This is a genomic window from Pseudoxanthomonas japonensis, assembly GCF_010093445.1.
Lineage (GTDB): Bacteria > Pseudomonadota > Gammaproteobacteria > Xanthomonadales > Xanthomonadaceae > Pseudoxanthomonas_A > Pseudoxanthomonas_A japonensis.
On the sequence record NZ_PDWW01000007.1, the window covers coordinates 19,643 to 42,531 of the forward strand.

A 22,889-nucleotide genomic window follows, 5' to 3' on the forward strand; every position below is an offset into this window, starting at 1 on the left:
CGGCAGGGAACGGCACATGGGATCGGCAAGTCGCAACACCCGCAACGCGCGCAGCCAATGGATGCGCGCGTTTTTTATTGGCCTGATGGCAGCGACGGCGCTCGCCGGCTGCAAGCGCAACGAATCCGGGCAGCTGCCCGAGGCCAGCGGCGAGCCGATCAAGGCGCAAGCCGCCAAGGTGGAAGGTTTCGCCCTGGTGGGCGCCTATCCCGACCAGCATGACGGCGACCTCGCCATCGCGCTGGAATTCAGCCGGCCACTGGTCAGCTCGCAGGACTTCGACACGCTGCTGGTGGTGAAGGATGCCAACGGCGCCGCGGTGAAGGGCAGCTGGGTACTGGACGACAAGGGCCTCATCCTGCGCTTCCCGTCAGTGGAAGCGGCCAAGGATTACGAGGTCACCCTGAAAGCCGGGCTGTCCGCCGCCGACGGCACGCGCCTGGGCAGGGACGACACGCACAAGGTGCATACGGGTGAACTCGACCCGGCGGTGGGCTTCGCCTCGCAGGGCAGCGTGCTGCCGGCGCGCGAGAGCCGCGGCCTGCCGGTGGTGTCGATCAACGTGCCGGAAGTGGACGTGGAGTTCCTGCGCGTCACCGAGAAGCAGTTGCCGAAGTTCTTCGCCGAGTACCAGCGCGGCGGTCGCCGCGGCAGCTGGGATCTCGACAGCGAGTACGGCGACAGCACGCCGCTGGGCAAGCTGGCCGAACCCGTCTACCTCAACCGCTTCGTGCTGGGCGGCAAGCCCAACGAGCGCGTACTGACCTACCTTCCGATCCAGGACATCCGCGAGTTGCAGGATCCCGGCCTGTACTTCGCCGTGATGAAGCGTACCGGCAAGTTCGCCGGCGAGTTCGAGACCGCCTTCTTCACCGTCAGCGACATCGGCCTGCATACCCGGGCTTACAAGGACAAGCTGTTCGTCCACACCGCGTCGCTGCGGGACGGCTCGGCCACCGGCAGCGTCGAACTGAAGGTGCTCGACGCCCGTGGCGAAGCCATCCTGGCCGGCAAGACCGACGGCAACGGCAATGCGCTGCTGAACTACACGCTGGACGCCGGCCACGTACTGGTCGCCACGCGCGGCAAGGACGTGTCGATGCTGCCGTTCAACCAGCCGGCGCTCGACCTGTCCGAGTTCGCCGTCGCCGGCCGAGAGCAGGCGTGGTTCGACGTGTTCGCCTGGTCGGGCCGCGACCTGTACCGCCCCGGCGAGACGGTGCGTATCTCCGCACTGCTGCGCGACAACGACGGCAAGCCGGTACCGGCGCAGAAGCAGGGCGGCGGCCAGCCGGTGTTCCTGCGCCTGAAGCAGCCCGACGGCAAGGTCTTCCGCGAGACACGCCTGCAGCCGGGCGCGCAGGGCTATTTCAGCTTCGAGCAGGCGATCCCGGTGGAAGCGCCGACGGGTCGTTGGCAGGTGGAGTTCCGCACCGATCCGGCCAGCAAGGAAGCGGTGCAGGGCATGACGCTGCGCATCGAGGAGTTCCTGCCCGAGCGCATGAAGCTGGACCTGGACGCGTCGCCGGTGCTGAAGCCGGGCCAGCCGCTCAAGCTGAAGGCGACGGCGGCCTACCTGTACGGTGCGCCGGCCAGCGGCAACCGCTTCACCGCCAAGCTCGCGGTGGCGGTGGAACAGCACCCGCTGGAGCAGTTGCCGGGCTACTTCTTCGGCGACCCGACGATGGAACTGCCGAAGGAAGCCAAGGACGTCATCGACACCACGCTGGCCGACAACGGCGTGCTGGAAGAGGACATCGCGCTGCCCGCGGAAGCCAAGCCGCGCAGCCCGATCGCCGCCATCGTCTCCGGCAGCGTCTACGAGACCGGCGGCCGTACGGTCAATCGCACGCTCAAGCGCGTGCTGTGGCCGGCCGACGCGCTGGTCGGCATCCGTCCGCTGTTCGACGACAAGGACGGCGCCGATGCCAACGCGAACGCAGGCTTCGAAGTCGTGCGCATGGATGCCGCCGGCACGCCGCAACCCGGCAAGGGCCTGAAGGCCACGCTGGTGCGCGAACTGCGCGACTACCACTGGAACCATTCCGATGATGGCGGCTGGGACTACGACTTCACCCGCCGTTTCGAGAACAAGGACACGCGCACGCTGGATGTCGGCACGGGCGCGTCGAAGATCGACTTCCCGGTGGAGTGGGGCGAGTACCGGCTGGACGTGTTCGATCCGGCCACCGGCCTGACCACGCGCTATCCGTTCCGCGCCGGCTGGAGCTGGGACGACCAGAACCGCGGGCTGGATGCGCGTCCCGACAAGGTCAAGCTGGCGCTGGACAGGACGGGCTACAAGGCGGGCGACACGCTGAAGGTCACCGTCACCCCGCCGCATGCCGGCAAGGGCCTGCTGATGGTCGAGAGCGACCGCATGCTGTACGTGCAGGCGATCGACGCCAAGCCGGGCAGCACGTTCTCGATTCCGGTCACCAAGGACTGGGAGCGCCACGACGTCTACGTCACCGCGCTGGTGTTCCGCGGCGGTTCGGCGCCCAGCAAGATCACGCCGGCGCGCGCGGTCGGCGTGGCGCACGTGCCGATGGATCGCCGCGACCGCCGCGTTGCCGTCGGCCTGTCGGTGCCGAAGCAGATGCGCCCCGAACAGAACCTGCCGGTCACGGTCAGCGTGCCGGAACTCGCAGGCCAGACCGCGCACGTCACCGTGTCGGCGGTGGACGTGGGCATCCTCAACATCACCCGCTTCCCGGTGCCGGACGCCAACGCGCAGTTCTTTGCGCAGCGTCGGCTGGGCGTGGACGCCTACGACATCTACGGTCGGGTGATCGAAAGCTTCGAAGGCGGCAGCGCCAAGATGCGCTTCGGCGGCGACATGGCGCTGTCGGCCCTGCCGCAGGCGAAGCGGCCGACCTCGCGCGTGCAGACGGTGGACCTGTTCTCCGGACCGGTGAAGCTGGACGGCAAGGGCAATGCGCGCGTCGCGCTGAAGGTGCCGGACTTCAACGGCACGCTGCGCGTCTCGGCGCTGGTCTATTCCGACACGCGCTACGGCAACCGCGACCGCGAAACCGTGGTGCGCGCGCCGATCGTGGCCGAAGCCAGTCTGCCGCGCGTGCTGGCGCCGGGCGACAGGAGCACGGTGACGCTGGACGTGCAGAACTTCACCGGCAAGGCCGGTGCGTTCAAGGTACTGGTGAATGGCGAAGGTCCGCTCAACATCGGCGAAGGCAGCAAGAGCGCCGACCTGTCGGTGGACGCGAAGCGCACGCTGACGTTCCCGATCACCGCGGGCGAGGGCTACACCACGGCGCAGGTGCGCGTGCGGGTGGAAGGCAACGGCTTCAAGGTCGACCGTCGCTACGACGTGCCGGTGCGCGCCGGCTGGCCCGCGGTCCTGCGCTCGCGCACGCAGGTGCTGGACAGCCTGGTGCCGGTGGAGATGGGCGCGGGCTTCGCCGACGGACTGATGCCAGGCTCGGTGACGGCGCGCATGACCGTCTCCGCGCTGCCGCCGATTCCGTTCGCCAGTGCGCTGAAGGGCGCGCTGGAGTATCCGTACGGCTGCGCCGAGCAGACCACCAGCAAGGGCTACGCCGCGCTGGAACTGGACGACGCCACGGCCAAGCTGCTCGGCATCGACGGGCTGGAAGTGAAGAAGCGGCGCGAACGCATGGAAGGCGCCTTCGGACGGCTGGCGTCGATGCAGGTGGCGAACGGCCACTTCTCGATGTGGGGCAACGACGACTACATCAATCCGGGCCTGACGCCGTACATCGCCGAGTTCCTGCTGGACGCGCGCGAAGGCGGTTTCGCCGTGCCGGAGGCGGTGCTGCAGAAGGCCCTGACCCGGTTGAACGAGGATCTGCTCGCCGGTGGTGCGCAGTTCTACGGCTATGATCGCCGCGACCACCTCAAGTTCGCCAACCAGGCCTACGCCGGCTACGTGCTCGCACGCGTCAACCGTGCCCCGCTGGGCACGCTGCGCGCGCTGTACGACAACGAGCGCGGCAAGACGCTCACCGGTCTGCCGCTGGTGCACCTGGGCATCGCGCTGTCGCTGCAGGGCGACAAGGCGCGCGGCGCGAAGGCGATCGCGGAGGGGTTCGCCAAGACCGGCGACCGTCCGGAGTATCTCGGCGACTACGGCACACGCCTGCGCGATGACGCACTGATGATCGCGCTGGTGCACGAGCGCAAGCTGGCCAAGCCGGAATACGACCGCCGTGCGATCTCGCTGGGTCGCGAGCTGGATGCCCGCCGCAACAGCGGCTGGATGTGGCTGAGCACGCAGGAGCAGGTGGCGCTGGCGCGCCTGGGCAAGGCGCTGATGGTCGACCAGAAGAAGCTGGTGTCCGGCCAGTGGAGCATCGGTGGCGATGCCGAAACGATTGCGCCGGTCCGTCTGTTCGGCCGCAGCGTCGACCACGCGGCGCTCGCGCGTGGCCTGCGCTTCACGCCGGAAGGTTCGCCGCCGTTGTACGCGTCGCTGGACGTCGCCGGCATCCCGCGCAGCGCGCCGGCACCGGACGATCGCCAGATCGGCATCGAGCGTCGCTACTACACGACCGACGGGCAGGAATGGAAGGGCGGCACGCTGAAGGAAGGCGAGGCATTGATCGTACGCGTCGGCATCACCGCCAACGTCGCGATTCCGGATGCGCTGTTCACCGACCTGCTGCCGGCCGGCCTGGAGATCGAGAACTTCAACCTCGGCGACGCCAAGCAATGGGCGGAGGTCGTGGTCGATGGCATCTCGATCAGCGACCGCGGCAGCGCGGCGGACGTCAAGCACGAGGAGTTCCGCGACGACCGTTATGTCGCCGCGCTGAAGCTGGATCGCCGCAACACGGCCAAGCTGTTCTACCTGGTCCGCGCAGTGACGCCGGGCACGTACACCGTTCCGCCGTCGCTGGTGGAGGACATGTACCGTCCGGACATCCGCGGCGTCGGCAGGGCCTCGCCGGCGACGATCACGGTGGTGCAGCCATAACGTGTCTGACCCATTGCCGTCATCCCGGCGCACGCCGGGATCCATCTTGATGCCACGAGTCGTGAGTAAGCGCGTGGAGCAAGAGCAGCATGGATTCCAGCGTGCGCTGGAATGACGGCGACTGGCGGGGCTGCGGGCTCCCTGAACGTCATCCCGGCGGTTCTCAACAGCCGAATGGCTGGTCAAGCCGGAATCCAGGTTGATCTTCAGTGATCCACGCCGTGATGGGGCAACCAGGAAGAGACGACATGGATGACCCGCCATGCGGCGGTTGAGTCGCTTCTTCAGCGCGCGCTGGAATGACGGGCAGCGTGCCCGCCGCTGGCTGTCCTGGCTGCGGTGGTCGACGGTGGCCGTACTGGTTGCGGTATTGGTGCTCGACCTCGCATTCCCGCCCCCGCTGCCGAAAACCCGCGACACCAGCACGCTGGTCGTCGCGCGCGACGGCACGCCGCTACGCGCCTTCGCCGACCGCGACGGCGTCTGGCGTTATCCCGCTACCCCGGACACGGTATCGCCGCTCTACCTGCAGGCGTTGCTGAACTACGAGGACCGCTGGTTCTGGCAGCACCCCGGCGTCAATCCGTGGGCCTTGCTGCGCGCCGCCGGCCAGTTCGTCCGCCATGGTCGAGTGGTGTCCGGCGGCTCCACGCTGACCATGCAGGTCGCACGCATGCTGGACCGCCACTCGCGCACGCCGTGGGGCAAGGCCAAGCAGATGCTGCGCGCGGTGCAGCTGGAAGCGCACCTGTCCAAGCGCGAGATCCTGACGCTTTACCTGGAGCGCGCCCCGTTCGGCGGCACCATCGAAGGCGTGGATGCGGCCAGTTGGGCCTACCTCGGCAAGCCGGCCTCGCGCCTGTCGCATGCCGAGGCCGCGCTGCTGGCAGTACTGCCGCAATCGCCCAGCCGGCTGCGCCCGGATCGCCATCCCGATGCGGCCCGCGTCGCACGCGACAAGGTGCTGCAGCGCATGGCCGACCTCGGCGTCTGGTCGAAGGCCGAGGTCGACGATGCCCGCATCGAGCCCGTCGTCGCACGCAGCCTGCAGGCGCCGATGAGTGCGGCGCTGCTGGCCGAACGCCTGAGACGCCAGCAGCCGCGTGCCTCACGCATCGCCTCGACCATCGACGCCAGCCTGCAGCGGACGCTGGAGGAGCGCGTGCAAGGCTACTTTTCCACGCTGCCGGCGCGTACATCCGCCGCATTGCTGGTGGTCGACAACGCCACGATGGAAGCGCGCGCCTACGTCGGCTCGGTGGCGTTCGGCGATCGCGAACGCCTGGGGCATGTCGACATGGTGCAGGCATGGCGCTCGCCGGGATCGACGCTGAAGCCGTTCCTGTACGGACTGGCGCTGGACGACGGCCTGATCCATTCCGAGAGCTTGCTGATCGATGCGCCGCAGTCGTTCGGCGGTTACCGCCCGGGCAACTTCGACGCCGCTTTCAACGGTCCGGTCAGCGCCGCCGACGCGCTGCGGCTGTCGCTCAACGTGCCGGCGGTGGACCTGCTGGACCGCGTCGGTCCGGCGCGTTTCTCCGCACGGCTGGCGAACAACGGCCTGGTGTTGCGCTATCCGCGCGGCGCGCAGCCGAACCTGTCGCTGATCCTCGGCGGCACCGGCGCGCGCCTCGAGGATCTGGTGGGCGCCTACGCGGGCTTGAACCGCAGCGGACTGTCGGGCCGCGTGCGCTACACCGCGCAGGCCCCGGCATCCGACCGTCGCCTGCTCTCGCCCGGTGCCGCGTGGATCATCCGCGAGGTGCTGGAAGCGCATCCGCGTCCCGGATACGGCAGCGGCGTGCTCGATACCGGCAGCCGTCCGCGCGTGGCCTGGAAGACCGGCACGAGCTACGGCTTCCGCGACGCGTGGGCGCTCGGCAGCACGCGCCGCTACACGGTCGGCGTATGGGTGGGCCGGCCCGACGGCACGCCGCTGCCCGGCCAGTACGGCGCGGTCACCGCGCTGCCGTTGATGTTCGAAGTGATCGACAGCCTGCCGCGCGCGCAGGGCGATGCGGGTCCGCTGCCGCCGCCCGCCGGCGTGGCCGAACAGGCGATCTGCTGGCCGTTGGGAACGCTGGCGGAAGCCGAACCGCCGGCGCTGTGCCAGCGCAAGCGCGATGCCTGGACGCTGGGCGGCAACGTGCCGCCGACGTTCGCCGAGCGCGACGCACGCTTGTGGAACGCCGGCCGTGAGCGCTTTGAGATCGATGCGCGGACCGGCCTGCGCCTGTCGGGCGAGTGCACGCAGGCGCACGAAGCACGCAGTACGGAGATCGCACGCTGGCCGGCGCTCGCATCGCCCTGGTTGCCGCAGCGCGAACGTGCGGCATCGCGCCTGCCGCCACTCTCCCCGGATTGCCAACCCGACGGCCGCGATGCTGCCGAGGAACTGCGCATCGACGGTCTCAACGATCTCACCACGCTGGCCCGCGCCCCCGGCAGCGAGCACGGCGTGCGCCTGCAACTGCGTGCGCTGGGCACCGACACACGCGTGCAGTGGCTGCTGGACGGGCGCTGGATCGCGGAGACGCGCGGCGCGCAGGCGTTCCAGCAGGAGTTCGCGGAGGCCGGCGAGCACCAGCTGACCGCACTTGCCGACAGTGGCGCGTGGGCGAGGGTGCGTTTCACCGTGTTGCGGTAGCTAAGGCGACGCGGTCCGTGAACTTTGTAGGAGCGGGCCATGCCCGCGATGCTTTTCCGTGGAATGTAGAAAGGCATCGCGCCCGAGGGCGCTCCTACAGGATGCGAGACGCGTCGCCTCAGCCCAGCTGTTCCAGCACGTGTTCCGCACCCGACACCTTGTACTCGCCCGGTGCTTCGACGAACACGTGCTTCACCACGCCGTCTTCCGCATACAGCGCGAAGCGCTTGGCGCGCACGCCCATGCCATAGGCGCTGGCGTCCATCTCCAGGCCCAGCGCCTTGGCCAGGTCGGCGTTGCCGTCGGCCAGCATCTGCAGGCCGTCCGGCACGTGCTGGGTCTTGCCCCAGGCCTGCATCACGAACGGGTCGTTGACCGACACGCAGAAGACCTCGATGCCGCGGCTGCGGAAGTCGTCGAAATGCTGCACGTAGCTGGGCAGGTGCTTCTCCGAGCAGGTCGGGGTGAAGGCGCCGGGGACGGCGAACAGCACGACCTTGCGGCCGTCGAACAGGGTGGTGGTATCGACCGTCTCCACGCCCTCGCGGATGCGCTTGAGGGTCACTTCGGGAATGCGCTCGCCGACCTGGATGCTCATGGGATTGCCTTGTCTGGATGGAAACTGAATCCAGTGTAGCGCGGCCGTGTGGGGATGCCGTCACGGCCTTGAAACCGCTGGGCGTGCGCCTATTTTTCCGGCCATCGGCGCCGCCGTGGTGGCGCCCCTTTCCGAGGAGACACCGATATGAGCATCGTGCAGTACAACCCCTGGGGCAACGCCCGCGGCCTGCAGGACGAGATCAAGCAGGTCTTCGACCGCTTCCTGGGCGAAGCCGACGCCGACCAGTCCAATGTCGTGACCAGCCAGTGGGCCCCTCGCGTCGACATCCGCGAGGATGCCGACCGGTTCGTGATCCTGGCCGACATCCCCGGCGTGGATCCGAAGGACATCGAGATCCACATGGACAAGGGCATCCTGACCCTGCGCGGCGAACGCGCCGCCGAGAAGAAGGACGACGCCACCCGCTTCTCGCGCGTGGAGCGCGTCTACGGCACGTTCTACCGCCGCTTCTCGCTGCCGGACAGCGCCAATCCCGACGGCATCACCGCCAGCGGCAGGCACGGCGTGCTGCAGATCGACATTCCGAAAAAGCCGGAAACCACGCCACGCCGCATCCAGGTGCAGTAATCCCGCCGTCGGCGCCTGCCGGAGCACGGCAGGCCCACGGGGGTAGCGATAGAATCGGCCCGTGGCGCCCGCGTCGCGGGCCGTTCTTTTTCCGATGCCGGGCATGCGCGCGGCATCCGTCTGCGGAGATTCCATGCAGTTCAAGGACTACTACGCGGTGCTGGGCGTGGAACCCGGCGCCGGCGATGCGGAGATCAAGACCGCCTACCGCCGGTTGGCGCGCAAATACCATCCCGACGTCAGCAAGGAGGCCGGCGCCGAAGAGCAGTTCAAGGCCGTCAACGAGGCCTACGAGGCCTTGCGCGACCCGCAGAAGCGCGCGGCCTACGACCAGTTGCGCGCACGCGGCTACCGGCCGGGCGAGGAATTCCGGCCGCCCCCGGATTTCGGGCGTGGCGGCCCCGGCGCGCAGGATTTCGACTACGAGGAAATCTTCGGTGGCGCGGGCGGCGGCAGCGGCGGTTTCAGCGACTTCTTCGAGGGCCTGTTCGGCCGGCGCGCGCGCGCGGAGCAGGGCGCGCCGCGTGGGCCGCAACCGTCGCGCGACTCGCGCGCCAAGCTGGCCGTGCCGCTGCAGGCCGTATACGACGGCGGCAGCGTGCGGGTGAACGTCAACGGCAAGCAGCTGGACGTGAAGGTTCCGAAAGGCGTCAAGCCCGGGCAGGTCATCCGGCTTGCCGGGCAGGGCACCCAGGGCGGCAACCTGTTGCTGGAGGTGGAATACGCACCGCACCCGCAGTTCGAGGTGGACGGCCGCAACATCATCCATGTGCTGGCATTGACACCCTGGCAGGCCGCGCTCGGTGCAACGCTCAGCGTGCCCACGCTCGGCGGTGCGGTGGAGCTGAAGATCCCCGCCGATTCGGACTCCGGCCGCAAGCTGCGGCTGCGGGGCCGCGGCCTGCCGGGCACGCCGGCGGGTGACCAGATCGTGGAACTGGAGGTCACCGCGCCGCGCGCGGAGACAGACGAGCAGCGCGAGGCCTACGCCGCGTTGGCCAACGCTTTCGGCCAGGCCTGAGGCGATACATGATCCCGTTGTAGGGGCGGGCCATGCCCGCGATGTCTTTTTGCACATGCCTTCAGGAGCATCGCGGGCATGGCCCGCTCCTGCAGGCCGGGATGGTTGCGGGATGGCCCGCTCCTGTGGTCTCCGAAGGATGGCGAAAAATTCGCCATCGATCTTGACAGCCTCATGAGGCAAGGCCGCCGCGGGGTTATCCACAGTTTCATGCACGTGTCATCCACATCCGCTGTGGAAAACCCAGCTCCCGGCCGCGCATTTCCCGATGCCTGAAAGCACCACGCCACCCTAAGGTGGCGTGGTGGACTCGTTGCGACGGGTTCGTCGCGTCGATCAGCGGGTCGACGTGGCGGCAGGCGCCGCCGTCTCCGGCGCGGTCAGGCCACGCTTCTCCAGCAGCGGCTCGATCTTCGGGTCGTGGCCGGCGAAATCGCGGAACAGCTTCATCGCGTCCTGGCTGCCGCCCTGCGACAGCAGCGTCTTGCGGAAGTGGTCGCCGTTCTCGCGCTTCAGGCCACCATTCTGCTTGAACCACTCCACGCTGTTGGCGTCCAGCACTTCCGACCAGATGTAGGCGTAGTAGCCAGCCGAGTAGCCGCCCATGATGTGGCTGAAGTACGGCGTCTTGTAGCGCGGCGGCACCGGCGCGTAGTTGATGCCGTCGGCAGCCAGCGCAGCGGCTTCGAACTTCATCACGCCGTCGGCGGCGGGCACCTGGTCGGCGGTGATCTGGTGCCAGCGCTGGTCCAGCATCGCGGCGCCCAGGTACTCGGTGGTCTTGAAGCCTTCGTTGAACTTGGAGGCGGCGATCACCTTGTCCAGCAGCGCCTGCGGCAGCGGCTCGCCGGTCTTGTAGTGCTTGGCGTAGTTGGCCAGGATCGACGGCCAGTCGGCCCACATCTCGTTGACCTGCGACGGATATTCCACGAAGTCGCGCGGAACGCTGGTGCCGCTGAAGTAGGGGTACTTCACGTCGGAGAACATGCCGTGCAGCGCATGGCCGAACTCGTGGAAGGTGGTGGTCACTTCATCCCACGTCATCAGCGTCGGCTCGCCGGCCGGCGGCTTGGGCACGTTGAGGTGGTTGGCGACGACCGGCTTGTCGCCGCTCAGGCCCGACTGCGACACGTAGGAGTTCATCCACGCGCCACCGCGCTTGGAGTCGCGCGCGTACGGATCGAAGATGAAGATCGCCAGTTGCGACCCGTCGGCGTTGAACACGTCGTAGGTCCACGTATCGGCGTGGTACTTCGGCAGGTCGGTGCGTTCCTTGAACGTCAGGCCGTACAGCTGGGTGGCGGCGAAGAACACGCCGTTCTCCAGCACGTTCTTCATCTCGAAGTAGGGCTTGAGCTGCGACTCGTCGAAGTTGTACTTCGCCGCGCGTACCTTCTCGGTGTAGAACGCCCAGTCCCACGGCTCCAGCTGGAACGTCGGCTGGCCTTTGGCCTTCTGCTCCTGGTCGATCATCGCCTGCAGGTCGGCGGCTTCGCGCTTGGCGTTGGCCACGGCGGCCGGCGCCAGCTTGCCGAGCATCGCGTTGACGGCTTCCGGCGTACGCGCGGTCTGGTCTTCCAGGCCGTAGGCGGCGTGGTTCGGGTAACCCAGCAGCTTCGCGCGGTCGGCGCGCAGCTTCATGATGCGCGAGACCAGGGCGGTGGTGTCGAACTCGCCGCCGCGGCTGCCGCGTGCGACCGAGGCTTCATGCAGGCGCTGGCGCAGCGCGCGGTTGGTCAGCTGCGACTCCGGCGGCTGGCCGGTGGTGTTGAGCAGGGTCAGCACGTACTTGCCGTCCAGGCCGCGCTTCTTGGCGGCTTCGGCGGCGGTGGCGATCTGGCCCGGGGTAAAGCCGTCGAGCTGCTTGACGTCATCGACGACGACGGCCGACGCGTTGACTTCCTTCAGCACGAAGTCGCTGAACTGGGTGCCCAGCGATGCGAGTTCGGCGTTCATCGTCTTCAGCGTGGCCTTGTCGGCGTCGTTGAGGTTGGCGCCGGAGCGGACGAAGCTGGTGTGGTAGCGCTCGATCAGGCGCACGCCCTGCGCGTCCAGGCCCAGGTCGTTGCGCTTGTCGAACAGCGTCTTGATGCGGGCGAACAGCTTCGGGTTCAGGCTGATGGCATCGCCGTGCGCAGCGAACTTGGCGGAGTAGTCCGCACGCAGCTTGTTGCGCGCGTCGTTGGTGTCGGTGCCGACCAGGTTGAAGAACACCGTGGTCGCGCGGTCAAGCACCTGGCCGGATTTCTCCAGCGCGATGATGGTGTTGTCAAAGGTCGGCGCGGCGGCGTTGTTGGCGATGGCGTCGATCTCCTTCAGCTGCTCGGCCATGCCGGCGTCGAAGGCGGGGGCGAAATCGCTGTCCTTGATCTTGTCGAACTGCGGGTAGTGCAGCGGCAGCGGGCTTTCGGCGAAGAAGGGATTGGCGGTCTGGGCCGTCTGGGTGGCCGGCGTGGCGGCCTGGCTGTAGGCGGGCATGGCGAGTCCGAGGGTCGCGGCAAGCGCGATGGCAAGGCGGGTGGTCATGGGGCGCTACGTCCTTACAAAGGTGGATTCCCAAGGGTAACCCAAGGGAGAAACACCGGACCCATGACGAAAGGCATGGGCGATGGCGCTCGGTAGCGCCCCGGGCTGCGGCAGAATGGCGCCCACGCCATCTGCCGGAGAGTCCTGTGAAGCCTATCCTTGCGTTCTGCTGCGCGTTGTTGCTGGCCCCGTCGGCGCTGGCCGCCGAGACCCTGAAGTACGTCGCGCTGGTGGACGGCGGCAAGCAGGCCGGCGAGCAGACGGTCACCGTGGGCGATGACGGCACCACGCACGTGGATTTCATCTTCAAGGACAACGGGCGCGGGCCGGAGCTGAAGGAGGAATTCCGGCTGCGGGCGGACGGTACCTTCGAGCGCTACCAGGTGAAGGGCGCCTCGACGTTCGGTGCGCCGGTGGACGAGACGTTCACCCGGGACGGCGACACCGGCACGTGGAAGAGCACCTCCGACAGCGGCACGCACACCTTCACCGGCACCGCCCTCTACACGCCGCTGGGAGGGACGCCCGCCGCGACGTCGGTGGCGCTGGCCGCACTGGCCAAACAGCCCGACGGCAAACTGCCGCTGGTCCCGAGCGGCACGCTGACTCAGCGCACCGTCGCGTCGATGGACATCGCCAGTGGCGGGAAAACGCAGACCGTCGACCTGCTGGCGCTGACCGGCATCGGCTTCACGCCCAGCTTCGTCTGGGTGACGCGCGGCGCCGAGCCGCGCCTGTTCGCCTACATCTATCCGGGCTTCCTGCAGTTGATCGAAGACGGCTGGCAGGGCAGCGCCAACGCGCTGGAAGCGCGGCAGAAGACGGCCGAGCGAGAGGCGCTGGTCGCATTGCAGCAGCGCCTGGCGCATCCGTTGCCGGGGACCACGCTGATCCGCAATGCGCGTGTGTTCGACAGCGAGAAGGCCGTGCTGGGCACGGCGCAGGATGTCGTGGTGCGCGATGGCAGGATCCTGTCCGTTTCGCCGGTCGGCCTGTCGAGGGTCGCCGCAGACAACGTGGTCGATGCCGGCAACCGTGTGCTGCTGCCGGGGCTGTACGACATGCATGTGCACGCCGGCAGCTGGGAAGGCGGGCTGCACCTGGCCGCGGGCGTGACCAGCGCGCGCGACATGGGCAACGACAACGCCACGCTGCAGCAGCTGATGGCGGAAGAGAAGGACGGCACGCTGATGCATCCGCGGGTGATTCCTGCGGGCTACATCGAAGGGCAGAGTCCGCATTCCTCGCAGGGCGGTTTCGTGGTGAAGGACCTGGCGGGCGCGAAGCAGGCGATCGACTGGTACGTCGAGCACGGCTATCCGCAGATCAAGATCTACAACTCCTTCCCCAAGGAGATCCTGAGCGACACCACCGCCTATGCCCACCAGCGCGGCATCCGCGTCAGTGGCCACGTACCGGCGTTCCTGCGCGCGCAGGACGTGGTGGAGCAGGGCTACGACGAGATCCAGCACATCAACCAGGTAATGCTCAACTTCTTCGTCACCCCGGAGACCGACACGCGTACGCTTGCGCGCTTCTATCTGGTGGCGGACAAGACCGACGCACTGGACTTCGACAGCAAGCCGGTGCAGGACTTCATCGCGCTGCTGGCGGAGAAGCGGATCGTCATCGATCCGACGCTGGCGACGTTCGAGTTCATCCACCAGCGCGAAGGCCAGCTGTCGCCGATCGTCGCCGATGTCGCCGACCACCTGCCGCCGGATGTGCAGCGCGGCCGCCGCGCGGCGGAAATGGATATCCCAGACGACGCCACCGGCGCGCGCTACAAGCGCAGCTTCGACAAGCTGGTCGAGTTCACCGGTCGCCTGTACCGTGCCGGCGTGCCGCTGGTGGCGGGCACCGACGAACTGCCGGGCTTCACGCTGCAACGGGAGCTGGAACTGTACGTGCAGGCAGGGTTGACGCCGTCGCAGGCCCTGCAGGTCGCGACCTGGAATGGCGCCACGTACACCCGCACGCTGGACGACGCCGGTTCCATCGTGCCCGGCAAGCGCGCGGACCTGGTGCTGGTGGATGGCGATCCGACCACGGACATCGCCGACATCCGCAAGCTGGCGCTGGTCATCAAGGGCGGTCGGGCGTATTACCCGGCGGAGATCCACGAAGCGCTGGGGATCGTGCCGTTCGCCCCGGCGCTGAGGGTGCGACCCGCGCGTTGAGATTGGTGTTGTAGGAGCGACGTAAGTCGCGACCGTAGAGCTCGGTTTACGAGGGAACTAGAGGGTTGACCCGTAACGCGTCAGGTGGAGTCGCCTGCGTGGAGGGTTCTGGTTGTCGTGGTGTGCGGTCGCGACTTACGTCGCTCCTACAGAAGGGCGCGATTACGCCAAGATCTCGTAGCGCCGCCATATCCACGACAGTTCGTACAGCAGCGCCGCCACGGCGAACATGCCGTGGTAGCGGGGATTTCGCGTGGCGACGGCAACCAGGCTGGCGAGCACGAACACCGTGTTGCGGACCCAGTACTCCGGTCCGAGCTGCTGCACGTAAGCCGTCCCCTTGATCAGCGTGTCGCCGACGTCGACCACGAACATCAGCGCGAGCAGGCCGAAGAACCAGCGCCGCCGTCCGTAGTAGTACTCGCGGTAGCCGACGCCCTCGGCCAGCGATTCGGGGAACACCAGTGCGCACAGCAGGTACAGCAGCAATGCGTAGAGGGTGACGTACAGGTAGAGGTTGAAGCTCCAGTACGCCTGGTGCGACAGGCTGAACTGCCACCACCAGAAATGCAGCAGGTAGACGAACATGAAGCCGGCCCAGAGCAGGTGCACCGCGTATACCGCGTGCGCGCGAGGACGCTCGATGATGCGCGCCGCATGGCGCAGCAGGTGGGTCAGGCCCAGGCCCACGACCATCCCCAGCAGGATGCGGACGTGGATGTAGAGGTTGGCGTGGCTGGCGGAATCGGCGGCGTGCATGGCGGCGTCCGTGGACCGGTACCCGCGCCACGTTAGCCGATCGTCAGCTGCCTGCCCATCTCGCCGTGACGAGCCTTGCCCTGTCGGCGCCGTCGGTGTCTGATAGCGCCTTTCCGGGAGCGCCTGATGACCACTGCCTACGACTTCTCCGCCCAGGACCTCGACGGTCGCGAACGTTCGCTGTCCGAGTACCAGGGCAAGGCCCTGTTGATCGTCAACGTGGCGTCCAAGTGCGGCTTCACGCCGCAGTACACCGGACTGGAGGCGTTGTGGCGCGAGTTCGGCCCGCAGGGCCTGGTCGTGCTGGGCTTCCCCTGCGACCAGTTCGGCCACCAGGAGCCCGGCGACGAAGCCGAGATCCGCAACTTCTGCTCACTCAACTACGACGTGACGTTCCCGATGTTCGCCAAGATCGACGTCAACGGCAACGACGCGCACCCGCTGTGGAAGTGGTTGAAGCAGGAGAAGAGCGGGTTGCTCGGCATCGGCGCGATCAAGTGGAACTTCAGCAAGTTCCTCGTCGGCCGCGACGGCAAGGTGACCAAGCGCTATGCGCCCACGGATACGCCCGAGTCGCTGGCGGGCGACATCCGCGCTGCGCTGGCCTGATCGCGACGGCATGGATGACCTGGATACCCGTCCGTTCCACATCGCGTTCGGCACCACGGACTACGGCCTGCGCGCCTGGGTGACCGGGACCAACGGCACGCTGGAGACCACGCTGGCGTACTGGCGGGCGATAGCCGAAGAGGTTCGCAGGCTCTCGCCATCCGGCCTGTTGGTGGTCGACGACATGGACGGCTTGCCGCCGCCCCCCGAGCAGCTGCTGCAGTTCGTGCAGGCCATGCGGGGGCAGGGCATGGAAGCGGTGCGCATCGCGTACGTCGAAAAGCACGCAGAGCAGATTCCCGACGTGGAATTCGCCGGCTTGCTGGCCAACGAGAACGGTTTCGATGCCCGCGTTTTTCCGGATGAAGACGCCGCCGTCCGCTGGCTGCGCTACGGCGAGCGCTGAGCGTCCAGGCGCGCAGGACCCGCGGCCGTGAGCAGGCGTTGGGCGAGCGGCGACCAGACCTTCCACGCATGGCCGCCTTCCACCACGACGACGTGGTCTTCCGGCAGCAATCCTGCCAGCGGCGGCATCGCGCCCGCCAGACGGTCGCTGGCACCGTAGCCCAGCCAGACCGAGCGCGTGCGCGCCGGCGCGTGGCGCCAGCCTTGCAGGTGGCGCCACAGTTCGCGCTGGTAGTTGCCTGCATCCACCTCGGCGGGCACCGGCCCCGCATCCCATTGCGCGAGTCCGCGCGTGCGGATGTCGTCCACCAGCGCGCGATCGCCCAGGTACGGGGCAAGCAGCACGAGCCCATCGGCATCGCCGGGATACGCACGGTCGTACATCAGCGTGCCCATGCCGCCCATGGAGGCTCCCATCAGCCACACCTCGCGATAACCGCGGGCACGCGCCGGCACGATCACTTCGTCATGCAGCCGCTGCGGAGCGCGTCCCTGCATGTAGTAACCAAAGCCGAGCCCGGCAAGTACGACATCGGCGTCGGGCCACGCGGCCTGGATGGCCGGCGCGATGCCGCTCTCGCGCAGCGCCTGCACGTCGTCGCCCCGGCCAGGCAGCACCACCACGAGCCGTGTTGGCGCCTCGGCCGAGGGTACAAGCGCCTGCGGGATGGGTGCCTGCGGGTTGACCGCCGGCAGGCAGCCCGCCAGGGCAAGGGAGAGCGCCACCAGAACTCCGGAACACCGCCAGCCTGCTTGCATCGCATCCTCTCCGTGCGTGGAGGCGGCGAGCCTAGCATCGCCAACGCGCGAGGGAAGCGTGGACGCGCGTCAGGGGCTGCGCGGCGGCGCGCGGCCCTGCAGGGCTTCTTCGGGCAACAGGGCGATCAGTTCCCTGGCGAAGGATTCCAGCACCGCTTCGGAATAGCCGCGGTGCGTGCGGACGATCAGGCCGTCCTGTCCGATGATGAACATGTTGGGCAGTGCGGTGACGCCGTAGCGGTCGGTGACCACGCCACGGATGTCGTGGACGAAGGTGAGGTCCAGGTCCTTGTTGGCGCGCAGCACGCTGAGGTAGTCCTCACGCGACTCCTTCATGTTGATCGCGATGACTTCCAGATGCTCGCGGCCGACCAGCTTCTGGACGTGCCCGAGCATCGGCAGTTCGCGCCGGCAGGGTCCGCACCACGACGCCCAGAACGTCACGACGACGACCTTGCCCTTCAGGGCATCGAGGTCGACGGCGTTGCCCTTGCGATCCTTCATGGCGATGGGCGGAGGCACGTCGCCGATGCCGGGTTGTTTGACGGCGTCGCCCGCGTACGCGCAAGGCGTCAGGGCCAGCAGTGCGGCCAGCAGCAGATTCCGGATCACGGAGTGTCCTCCCCAGGACGTCGTGCGGGCAGCGTAGCACCGTTGCATCGCCCGTGTCCGCGCACGGCCCGACCCGGCGTTCTAGGGGGCAGGTGGGCACGAGGTACGGGCTGCATGGCATTGCGACATGGAGGATGGATGGCAGCGTTGCTGGCTGCCTGTATCGGCTGCTGTGGCGCCGTCCGCGCGGCGCCCTTGAGGCTGGCGGTCGTCGGCGATTCCGACAGTCATGCCTACCATGACGGCACGCGATTCACCGGCAAGGATGGGCGACGTGGCGGTGACTTCCACGAGACGACCTGGCAATGGACCGAGTGGCTGCAACGCCTACGCGGCGGCGAAGTGGATCAGGGACCCTGGGGACGCTATGGCAGCCGACGGATCGTTGCGCTGATCGAGGAGGCGGTGGGCAGGCCTGGACGTATTCCGGAGAAGGAAGATTTCGCCTACAACTTCGCGGTGTCCGGTGCGGTCTGCAACGACCTGATGAACGTGCAGAAGCAGATGCCGCGGCTGGTGCGGTTGATGGACGAAGCGCCAACGGCGTGGCGCGGGGGCGTGGTGGTGGTCCGCATCGGCGTCAACAGTTTCGGCCAGAGCGACAGCCTGGAGCGGCTCGCCGCCAACAGCGATGCCGGCGTTCTCGCGGAGATCGATCGCTGCATCGCCGATGTGCGCGATGCGGTGGCCTACCTGCACCGGTACCATCCGGATACCCGCGTGGTGCTGGTCGGGATATTCAACAACGCGAACGTGGGCGACAACATCCAGCGATGGCAGTCGCCGCGCGAACAGGCGCGCATTGCCCGCGCACTGGATCGCTACGACGCTGCATTGAAGGCGATGGCGGCCGACCCGCGTATCGCCTTCTTCGATGACCGCGCGTGGTTCGCCGCCCTGTGGGGAAGCCGTACCGCGGAGGGCCGACCCGCATACCGCCCCATCAGCGTCGATGGGCGCCTGGTGGTCACCAATACGCAGGGCGATGCACCGTGCCACGCCGTCCTGGCCGACGGGCACGCGGGCACGGTCTGGAACGCGCTATGGGCAAAGGCGCTCGTGCACGTGCTGAATCAGCGCTTCGATGCGGGCATCCCGCCCATCACCCGTGCGGAGCTCACGCCGTCGGGGAACTTCCGCAAGCAGCCCGGCAGGGAGGACTGCGCGGCGCCGTGACGCCGGGGGCGACTCGCCGTCACTTCTCGACGAATGCCCGCTCGAACACGTACTGGCCTGCCGTGCCGATGCGCGGCGCGGCGGTGAAGCCGCGGCCGTCCAGCAGTTCGCGGAAATCGGCCAGCATCTGCGGGCTGCCGCAGATCATCGCGCGGTCGTGCTCCGGATCCAGCGGTTCGACGCCCAGGCTGTCCATCATCGCGCCGCTGGCCATCAGGTCGGTCAGGCGACCCTGGTGGACGAAGTCTTCGCGGCTCACCGCCGGGTAGTACAGCAACTTCTCGCGGATGGTCTCGCCGAGGAACTCGTGCTGGGGCAGTTCCTTCTCGAAGTAGTCGCGGTAGGCGAGGTCTTCGGCATGGCGCACGCCGTGGGTCAGGATGACCTTGTCGAAGCGCTCGTACGTTTCCGGGTCCTTGATCACCGACAGCCACGGCGCCAGGCCAGTGCCGGTGCCCAGCAGGTAGAGGTTGCGGCCGGGGTGCAGGTCGCTGATCAGCAGCGTGCCGGTGGGCTTGCGCCCGATCAGCACGGTATCGCCGGGCCGGATGTGCTGCAGGCGCGACGTCAGCGGCCCGTTCTGCACCTTGATGCTGAAGAACTCGAGCTGTTCTTCCCAGTTGGCGCTGGCGATGGAATAGGCGCGCAGCAACGGCTTGCCATCGACTTCCAGCCCGATCATCACGAACTGGCCGTTCTCGAAGCGGAAACCGTCGTCGCGGGTGGTGGTGAAGCTGAAGTAGGCGTCCGTCCAGTGACGGACGTCGAGCACCGTCTCGGTGCCGAACGCAGAGGACATGGGGGAATGGGGGCGATTGAAGCGACGCGTCATTGTAGCCGACAGGCCGGGCGCGGCCTTGATCGTACTCAATCGGGAGCGTCCGGGTCGGGCACCTGTTCGCCCCGCTGATGGAAGCAGAGTTGTTCGACCATGCGCCGCATGGGGGGCGCCGTCAGCAGGAGATCGATGGGTAGGTCCCACTGAGCGTGGTCGAAGGTCCAGCGCAGCAGGCGCTTGAAGGCGAAGCCCGGCACCGGTGGCGTAAGTGGCGCGTTCGATGTCTCGCGGCCGGACAGGCGGGCGGCCAGCATGCGGCCGATGGCCGCCCCATGGCGCAGGCCCGAATGGATGCCGCCCGCCGTCAGTGGAGACACCATGCCGGCGGCGTCACCGACCAAGGCCACGCCATCGGCCTGCATGGGCGCCACCGGACCGCCGCACGGAATGAGGCCGGCGCGGACGCTGTCCGGTCGCCGCGCGGCATCAAGCCCGGTCATGGTGGCGACATGCGCGAGGAAGCCGGCCATGTCCGGCGCCTGCTTGCTGCCGGACCGATAGCGCCTCGCCAGACCCGCCTGCACCCCGGTCGGCGTCTGCGCGACCCAGCCCAGATAGCCCGGTGCGAAGCGCTTGCTGATGAAGCAGTGCAGGGCATCGGGTTCGCGCAGCGCCATGCCGTCGAATTCGTACTCCACGCCATGCAGGAACTGCGTCACCTGTCCGAGGCCGAGACGCTGCGCGACCCGGGATCGCGCTCCGTCGGCACCGACCAGAACGCGCGTATGGCCTACGCCGTCCACGTGCCAACCCGTCGCTGTGCGCGTGGCGTTCCTGAAGGCCTGTCCCCGGCGCAGTTCGACGCCGCAGGTCTCCACGTGCTCGCCCATCCCACGCATCAGCGCAGGCGTATCGGTGGTGTAGAAACGGTAACCGTCTGCGCCCAGTCGCACGCTGCGCAGATTCGGCGCGTACAGCCGGACATGGGGAACGGCGCGGAGCAGGGAGGGCGGCAAGCCCGCCAGCAGCGGCGCGTCGCAGGCCTCCTGGACCAGGATGCCGGTGGTGTGCATGCGCTCGCCGAGATCCTGCTTGCGGTCGATCACGCAGACACGAAGACCCCGGGTGGCGAGTTCATGCGCGCAGGCGAGGCCGGCGAATCCGGCACCGACCACGATCACGTCATAGCGGTCGTCCTGCATCGTCCGGCATGCGCTCCATCAGGGGATGGCGGGCAGCGTGCCGACGGCGCGGGGAGTCGCGATGAAGTCACCATGAAGTCAACGGTGATCCATCTCCGGAAAGAGAGAAGGCGCCCGTGGGCGCCTTCCGTGTCGCTCAGCCGTGGCCACCACCGCGGGGGCCGCGTTGTCCGCCGCCACCGGGCCTGCCGCCGCCGCCCGTACGACCGCCGGGACCTCGGCCACCGGCAGGACGGCCACCGGGGCCAGGACGCGGTCCGGCCTGCTGCGGACGATTGCCGCCACCGCCGGGCCGTCCCTGCGGACGCGGGCCGCGCGGCTGCTGGCCATAGGGATTGAAACCGGGATTGGCGTGGTCGGACGGGAAGCTCGGCGCGCTGGCGGGATGGCCGTACGGACGCGCCGCGCGCTGCGGCTTGCCGGCGCCCTGGCCGCCACGCGGCCCACGCTCGGCGCCGAAGCCGCCAGGACCGCGCTCGTTGCCGAAGCGATCGCCACCGAACCCCCCCTGGCCGCCACCGGGGCCGCGCTTGCCCGCGCCGCCGCCGCCGGGCTTGCCACCGGCACCCGGACGTCCGCCCGGCTTGCCGCCGTAGGGCTTCTTCGGGCCGCCGGGACCGGCGTTGCGATGGCCGGCCGGACCGGTGTCCACGCCCTCCGGCACGTACCAGCTGCGGAACGCGGCCGGATTGCCCTCGGGCAACGGCTTCGGACCCTTGGGCGTGCGCTGCTTGAACGGGCGCTGCGACTGCTTCGCCGCCTGCTCGCCGCTGACGGTCAGGCCGCCGTGCGGCTTCCTGCCGCGACCGCCACGGCCGCGGTCTTCGCGCACGTGGTCGAAGCGGCGCAGCTCGCGGCCTTCGTCGGCGCTGTTGTGGCCGTTGACGTAGGCGCTGCCGCTGCGGCCGCCCCCCACGTGCACGGTCGACTTGGCGGCCTTGCGCTGGCCGATCACCGGCTGCAGCGTCAGGGCGGCCGGCGTACCGTCTTCCAGGCCCAGGTCCTTGCGCAGCGCATCGACCTGCGCGTCCGGCAGTTCCTGCGTCTGGCCGCGCAGCAACGGCTGCGGCAGGCTGACCTTGCCGTAGCGCACGCGCTTCAGGCGGCTGACCTGGCAGCCCTGCGATTCCCACAGGCGGCGCACTTCGCGGTTGCGGCCTTCCTTGACTACCACGCGGAACCAGTCGTGCGAATCGGTGCCGCCGATGCGCTCGATCTCGTCGAACTTGGCCGGGCCATCGTCCAGCGCCACGCCGCGGCGCAGGCGGTCGACGACGTTGTCCGGCACGCTTTCCTGGCCTTCCGGTGCGCGCACGCGCACGACGTACTCGCGCTCGACTTCGTAGGACGGATGCATCATCGCGTTGGCGAGTTCGCCGTCGGTGGTCAGCACCAGCAGGCCGGTGGTGTTGATGTCCAGGCGGCCGATGGCGATCCAGCGTGCGCCCTTCAGGGCCGGCAGCGCTTCGAAGATCGTCGGGCGGCCTTCGGGGTCTTCGCGGGTGGTGACTTCGCCTTCCGGCTTGTTGTAGATCAGCACGCGCGACGGTTCGGTCAGCGCGCTGGCGACGAAGGTCTTGCCGTCCAGCTCGACGCGGTCGCCGCCCTTGACCGACATGCCGGTCTGCGCGACTTCACCGTTGACCTTCACCAGGCCGTCGGCGATGCGCTGTTCCAGCGCGCGGCGCGAGCCCAGGCCGGCCTGCGCCAGCACCTTGTGCAGGCGCTCTTCCAGGCGATTGGCATCCGGCGCTTCGGCGCCTTCGCCGCGTTTCAGCGACAGCTTGCCCAGGGAGGTTTTCTTCGGGGGGGTGTTGCTCATTGTTTCTGCTCCGACGGTGCCCGGTTTTCCTCGTCGGAAGCAGCGGCGTCGTCATCTTCGGGTTGAGGTTCATCGTGATCGCCGGCCTCGTCGCCGGTGTCATCGGATGCGGTGTCTTCGTCGGCATCGTCCGATGCCGCGGTGTGGTGCTGTTCGTCGTCCGTGTCGCCGTCGTGGTCCGCGACGGGCGTGCTTTCATCCGGAGTGCTTTCGTCAGGCGTGCTTTCGCCAAGTTCGCTCTCTT

The 22,889-nt window shown here is 68.3% G+C and carries 16 protein-coding genes; 8 read left to right on the forward strand and 8 right to left on the reverse strand.

The genetic code is table 11. The features are described 5' to 3' along the window. Positions 1-61: 61 nt before the first annotated feature. Together CSC78_RS07245 and pbpC are read left to right on the forward strand one after the other, a co-directional pair. Positions 62-4,957, forward strand: a complete 4,896-nt coding sequence (locus CSC78_RS07245) for an alpha-2-macroglobulin family protein (protein WP_202924140.1) — start codon at positions 62-64, stop codon at positions 4,955-4,957. Between the two features lie 262 nt (positions 4,958-5,219). After that, on the forward strand, positions 5,220-7,607 hold the full coding sequence (pbpC, locus tag CSC78_RS07250; RefSeq protein WP_162337241.1) for a penicillin-binding protein 1C: 2,388 nt from the start codon (positions 5,220-5,222) through the stop codon (positions 7,605-7,607). A 118-nt stretch (positions 7,608-7,725) separates the two neighbouring features. On the opposite strand, the gene CSC78_RS07255 is transcribed toward pbpC, so the two are convergent. Next, complete coding sequence (locus CSC78_RS07255; RefSeq protein WP_162337242.1) at positions 7,726-8,205, reverse strand: peroxiredoxin; 480 nt, start codon at positions 8,203-8,205, stop codon at positions 7,726-7,728. A 147-nt stretch (positions 8,206-8,352) separates the two neighbouring features. Between CSC78_RS07255 and CSC78_RS07260 the strand changes: the two genes are divergently transcribed. Next, positions 8,353-8,796, forward strand: coding sequence for an Hsp20/alpha crystallin family protein (locus CSC78_RS07260; RefSeq protein WP_162337243.1), 444 nt, complete (start codon positions 8,353-8,355; stop codon positions 8,794-8,796). Between the two features lie 133 nt (positions 8,797-8,929). Further along, on the forward strand, positions 8,930-9,817 hold the full coding sequence (locus CSC78_RS07265; RefSeq protein WP_162337244.1) for a DnaJ C-terminal domain-containing protein: 888 nt from the start codon (positions 8,930-8,932) through the stop codon (positions 9,815-9,817). A 336-nt stretch (positions 9,818-10,153) separates the two neighbouring features. On the opposite strand, the gene CSC78_RS07270 is transcribed toward CSC78_RS07265, so the two are convergent. Beyond that, positions 10,154-12,343 carry a M3 family metallopeptidase gene (locus CSC78_RS07270; RefSeq protein WP_162337245.1) on the reverse strand — a complete coding sequence of 730 codons (2,190 nt, stop codon included), beginning with the start codon at positions 12,341-12,343 and terminating at the stop codon, positions 10,154-10,156. 146 nt (positions 12,344-12,489) lie between these two features. On the opposite strand from CSC78_RS07270, the gene CSC78_RS07275 reads away from it, so the two are divergent. Further along, positions 12,490-14,523 carry an amidohydrolase family protein gene (locus CSC78_RS07275; protein WP_162337246.1) on the forward strand — a complete coding sequence of 678 codons (2,034 nt, stop codon included), beginning with the start codon at positions 12,490-12,492 and terminating at the stop codon, positions 14,521-14,523. Positions 14,524-14,685: 162 nt separating this feature from the next. On the opposite strand, the gene CSC78_RS07280 is transcribed toward CSC78_RS07275, so the two are convergent. Further along, complete coding sequence (locus CSC78_RS07280) at positions 14,686-15,282, reverse strand: hypothetical protein (protein WP_162337247.1); 597 nt, start codon at positions 15,280-15,282, stop codon at positions 14,686-14,688. A gap of 126 nt (positions 15,283-15,408) precedes the next feature. Here CSC78_RS07280 and CSC78_RS07285 point away from each other — a divergent pair, with 126 nt between their 5' ends. After that, a complete protein-coding gene (locus CSC78_RS07285) occupies positions 15,409-15,891 on the forward strand; it encodes a glutathione peroxidase (RefSeq protein WP_162337248.1) in 483 nt (160 codons plus the stop codon). A gap of 10 nt (positions 15,892-15,901) precedes the next feature. Then, complete coding sequence (locus CSC78_RS07290; protein ID WP_162337249.1) at positions 15,902-16,297, forward strand: hypothetical protein; 396 nt, start codon at positions 15,902-15,904, stop codon at positions 16,295-16,297. On the opposite strand, the gene CSC78_RS07295 is transcribed toward CSC78_RS07290, so the two are convergent. Next, positions 16,282-17,022 (reverse strand): alpha/beta fold hydrolase, encoded by a 741-nt coding sequence (locus tag CSC78_RS07295; RefSeq protein WP_162337250.1) that lies wholly within the window; start codon positions 17,020-17,022, stop codon positions 16,282-16,284. The two genes, CSC78_RS07290 and CSC78_RS07295, sit on opposite strands and share 16 nt — an antisense overlap. Before the next feature lie 102 nt (positions 17,023-17,124). Further along, a complete protein-coding gene (locus CSC78_RS07300) occupies positions 17,125-17,667 on the reverse strand; it encodes a TlpA family protein disulfide reductase (RefSeq protein ID WP_238391192.1) in 543 nt (180 codons plus the stop codon). 138 nt (positions 17,668-17,805) lie between these two features. On the opposite strand from CSC78_RS07300, the gene CSC78_RS07305 reads away from it, so the two are divergent. Further along, positions 17,806-18,843, forward strand: a complete 1,038-nt coding sequence (locus tag CSC78_RS07305; protein ID WP_162337252.1) for an SGNH/GDSL hydrolase family protein — start codon at positions 17,806-17,808, stop codon at positions 18,841-18,843. A gap of 19 nt (positions 18,844-18,862) precedes the next feature. Here CSC78_RS07305 and CSC78_RS07310 read toward each other — a convergent pair whose 3' ends face one another. The 3 genes from CSC78_RS07310 to CSC78_RS07320 all read right to left on the reverse strand — a co-directional run bounded on the left by CSC78_RS07310 (position 18,863) and on the right by CSC78_RS07320 (position 22,645). Next, entirely contained in the window at positions 18,863-19,642 is a 780-nt protein-coding gene (locus CSC78_RS07310) for a ferredoxin--NADP reductase (RefSeq protein ID WP_162337253.1), read from the reverse strand. Between the two features lie 68 nt (positions 19,643-19,710). Continuing rightward, positions 19,711-20,823, reverse strand: a complete 1,113-nt coding sequence (locus CSC78_RS07315) for an NAD(P)/FAD-dependent oxidoreductase (protein WP_162337254.1) — start codon at positions 20,821-20,823, stop codon at positions 19,711-19,713. Between the two features lie 136 nt (positions 20,824-20,959). After that, positions 20,960-22,645 (reverse strand): pseudouridine synthase, encoded by a 1,686-nt coding sequence (locus CSC78_RS07320; protein ID WP_162337255.1) that lies wholly within the window; start codon positions 22,643-22,645, stop codon positions 20,960-20,962. Positions 22,646-22,889: the final 244 nt, after the last annotated feature.

What these genes read in the sequence shown, in the direction of transcription:
- CSC78_RS07245 (WP_202924140.1), top strand. Translation starts at nt 62, where the DNA reads ATGCGCGCGTTTTTTATTGGCCTGATGGCAGCGACGGCGCTCGCCGGC.
- pbpC (WP_162337241.1), top strand. Translation starts at nt 5,220, where the DNA reads ATGCGGCGGTTGAGTCGCTTCTTCAGCGCGCGCTGGAATGACGGGCAG.
- CSC78_RS07255 (WP_162337242.1), bottom strand. Translation starts at nt 8,205, where the DNA reads ATGAGCATCCAGGTCGGCGAGCGCATTCCCGAAGTGACCCTCAAGCGC.
- CSC78_RS07260 (WP_162337243.1), top strand. Translation starts at nt 8,353, where the DNA reads ATGAGCATCGTGCAGTACAACCCCTGGGGCAACGCCCGCGGCCTGCAG.
- CSC78_RS07265 (WP_162337244.1), top strand. Translation starts at nt 8,930, where the DNA reads ATGCAGTTCAAGGACTACTACGCGGTGCTGGGCGTGGAACCCGGCGCC.
- CSC78_RS07270 (WP_162337245.1), bottom strand. Translation starts at nt 12,343, where the DNA reads ATGACCACCCGCCTTGCCATCGCGCTTGCCGCGACCCTCGGACTCGCC.
- CSC78_RS07280 (WP_162337247.1), bottom strand. Translation starts at nt 15,282, where the DNA reads ATGCACGCCGCCGATTCCGCCAGCCACGCCAACCTCTACATCCACGTC.
- CSC78_RS07285 (WP_162337248.1), top strand. Translation starts at nt 15,409, where the DNA reads ATGACCACTGCCTACGACTTCTCCGCCCAGGACCTCGACGGTCGCGAA.
- CSC78_RS07290 (WP_162337249.1), top strand. Translation starts at nt 15,902, where the DNA reads ATGGATGACCTGGATACCCGTCCGTTCCACATCGCGTTCGGCACCACG.
- CSC78_RS07305 (WP_162337252.1), top strand. Translation starts at nt 17,806, where the DNA reads ATGGCAGCGTTGCTGGCTGCCTGTATCGGCTGCTGTGGCGCCGTCCGC.
- CSC78_RS07310 (WP_162337253.1), bottom strand. Translation starts at nt 19,642, where the DNA reads ATGTCCTCTGCGTTCGGCACCGAGACGGTGCTCGACGTCCGTCACTGG.
- CSC78_RS07315 (WP_162337254.1), bottom strand. Translation starts at nt 20,823, where the DNA reads ATGCAGGACGACCGCTATGACGTGATCGTGGTCGGTGCCGGATTCGCC.
- CSC78_RS07320 (WP_162337255.1), bottom strand. Translation starts at nt 22,645, where the DNA reads ATGAGCAACACCCCCCCGAAGAAAACCTCCCTGGGCAAGCTGTCGCTG.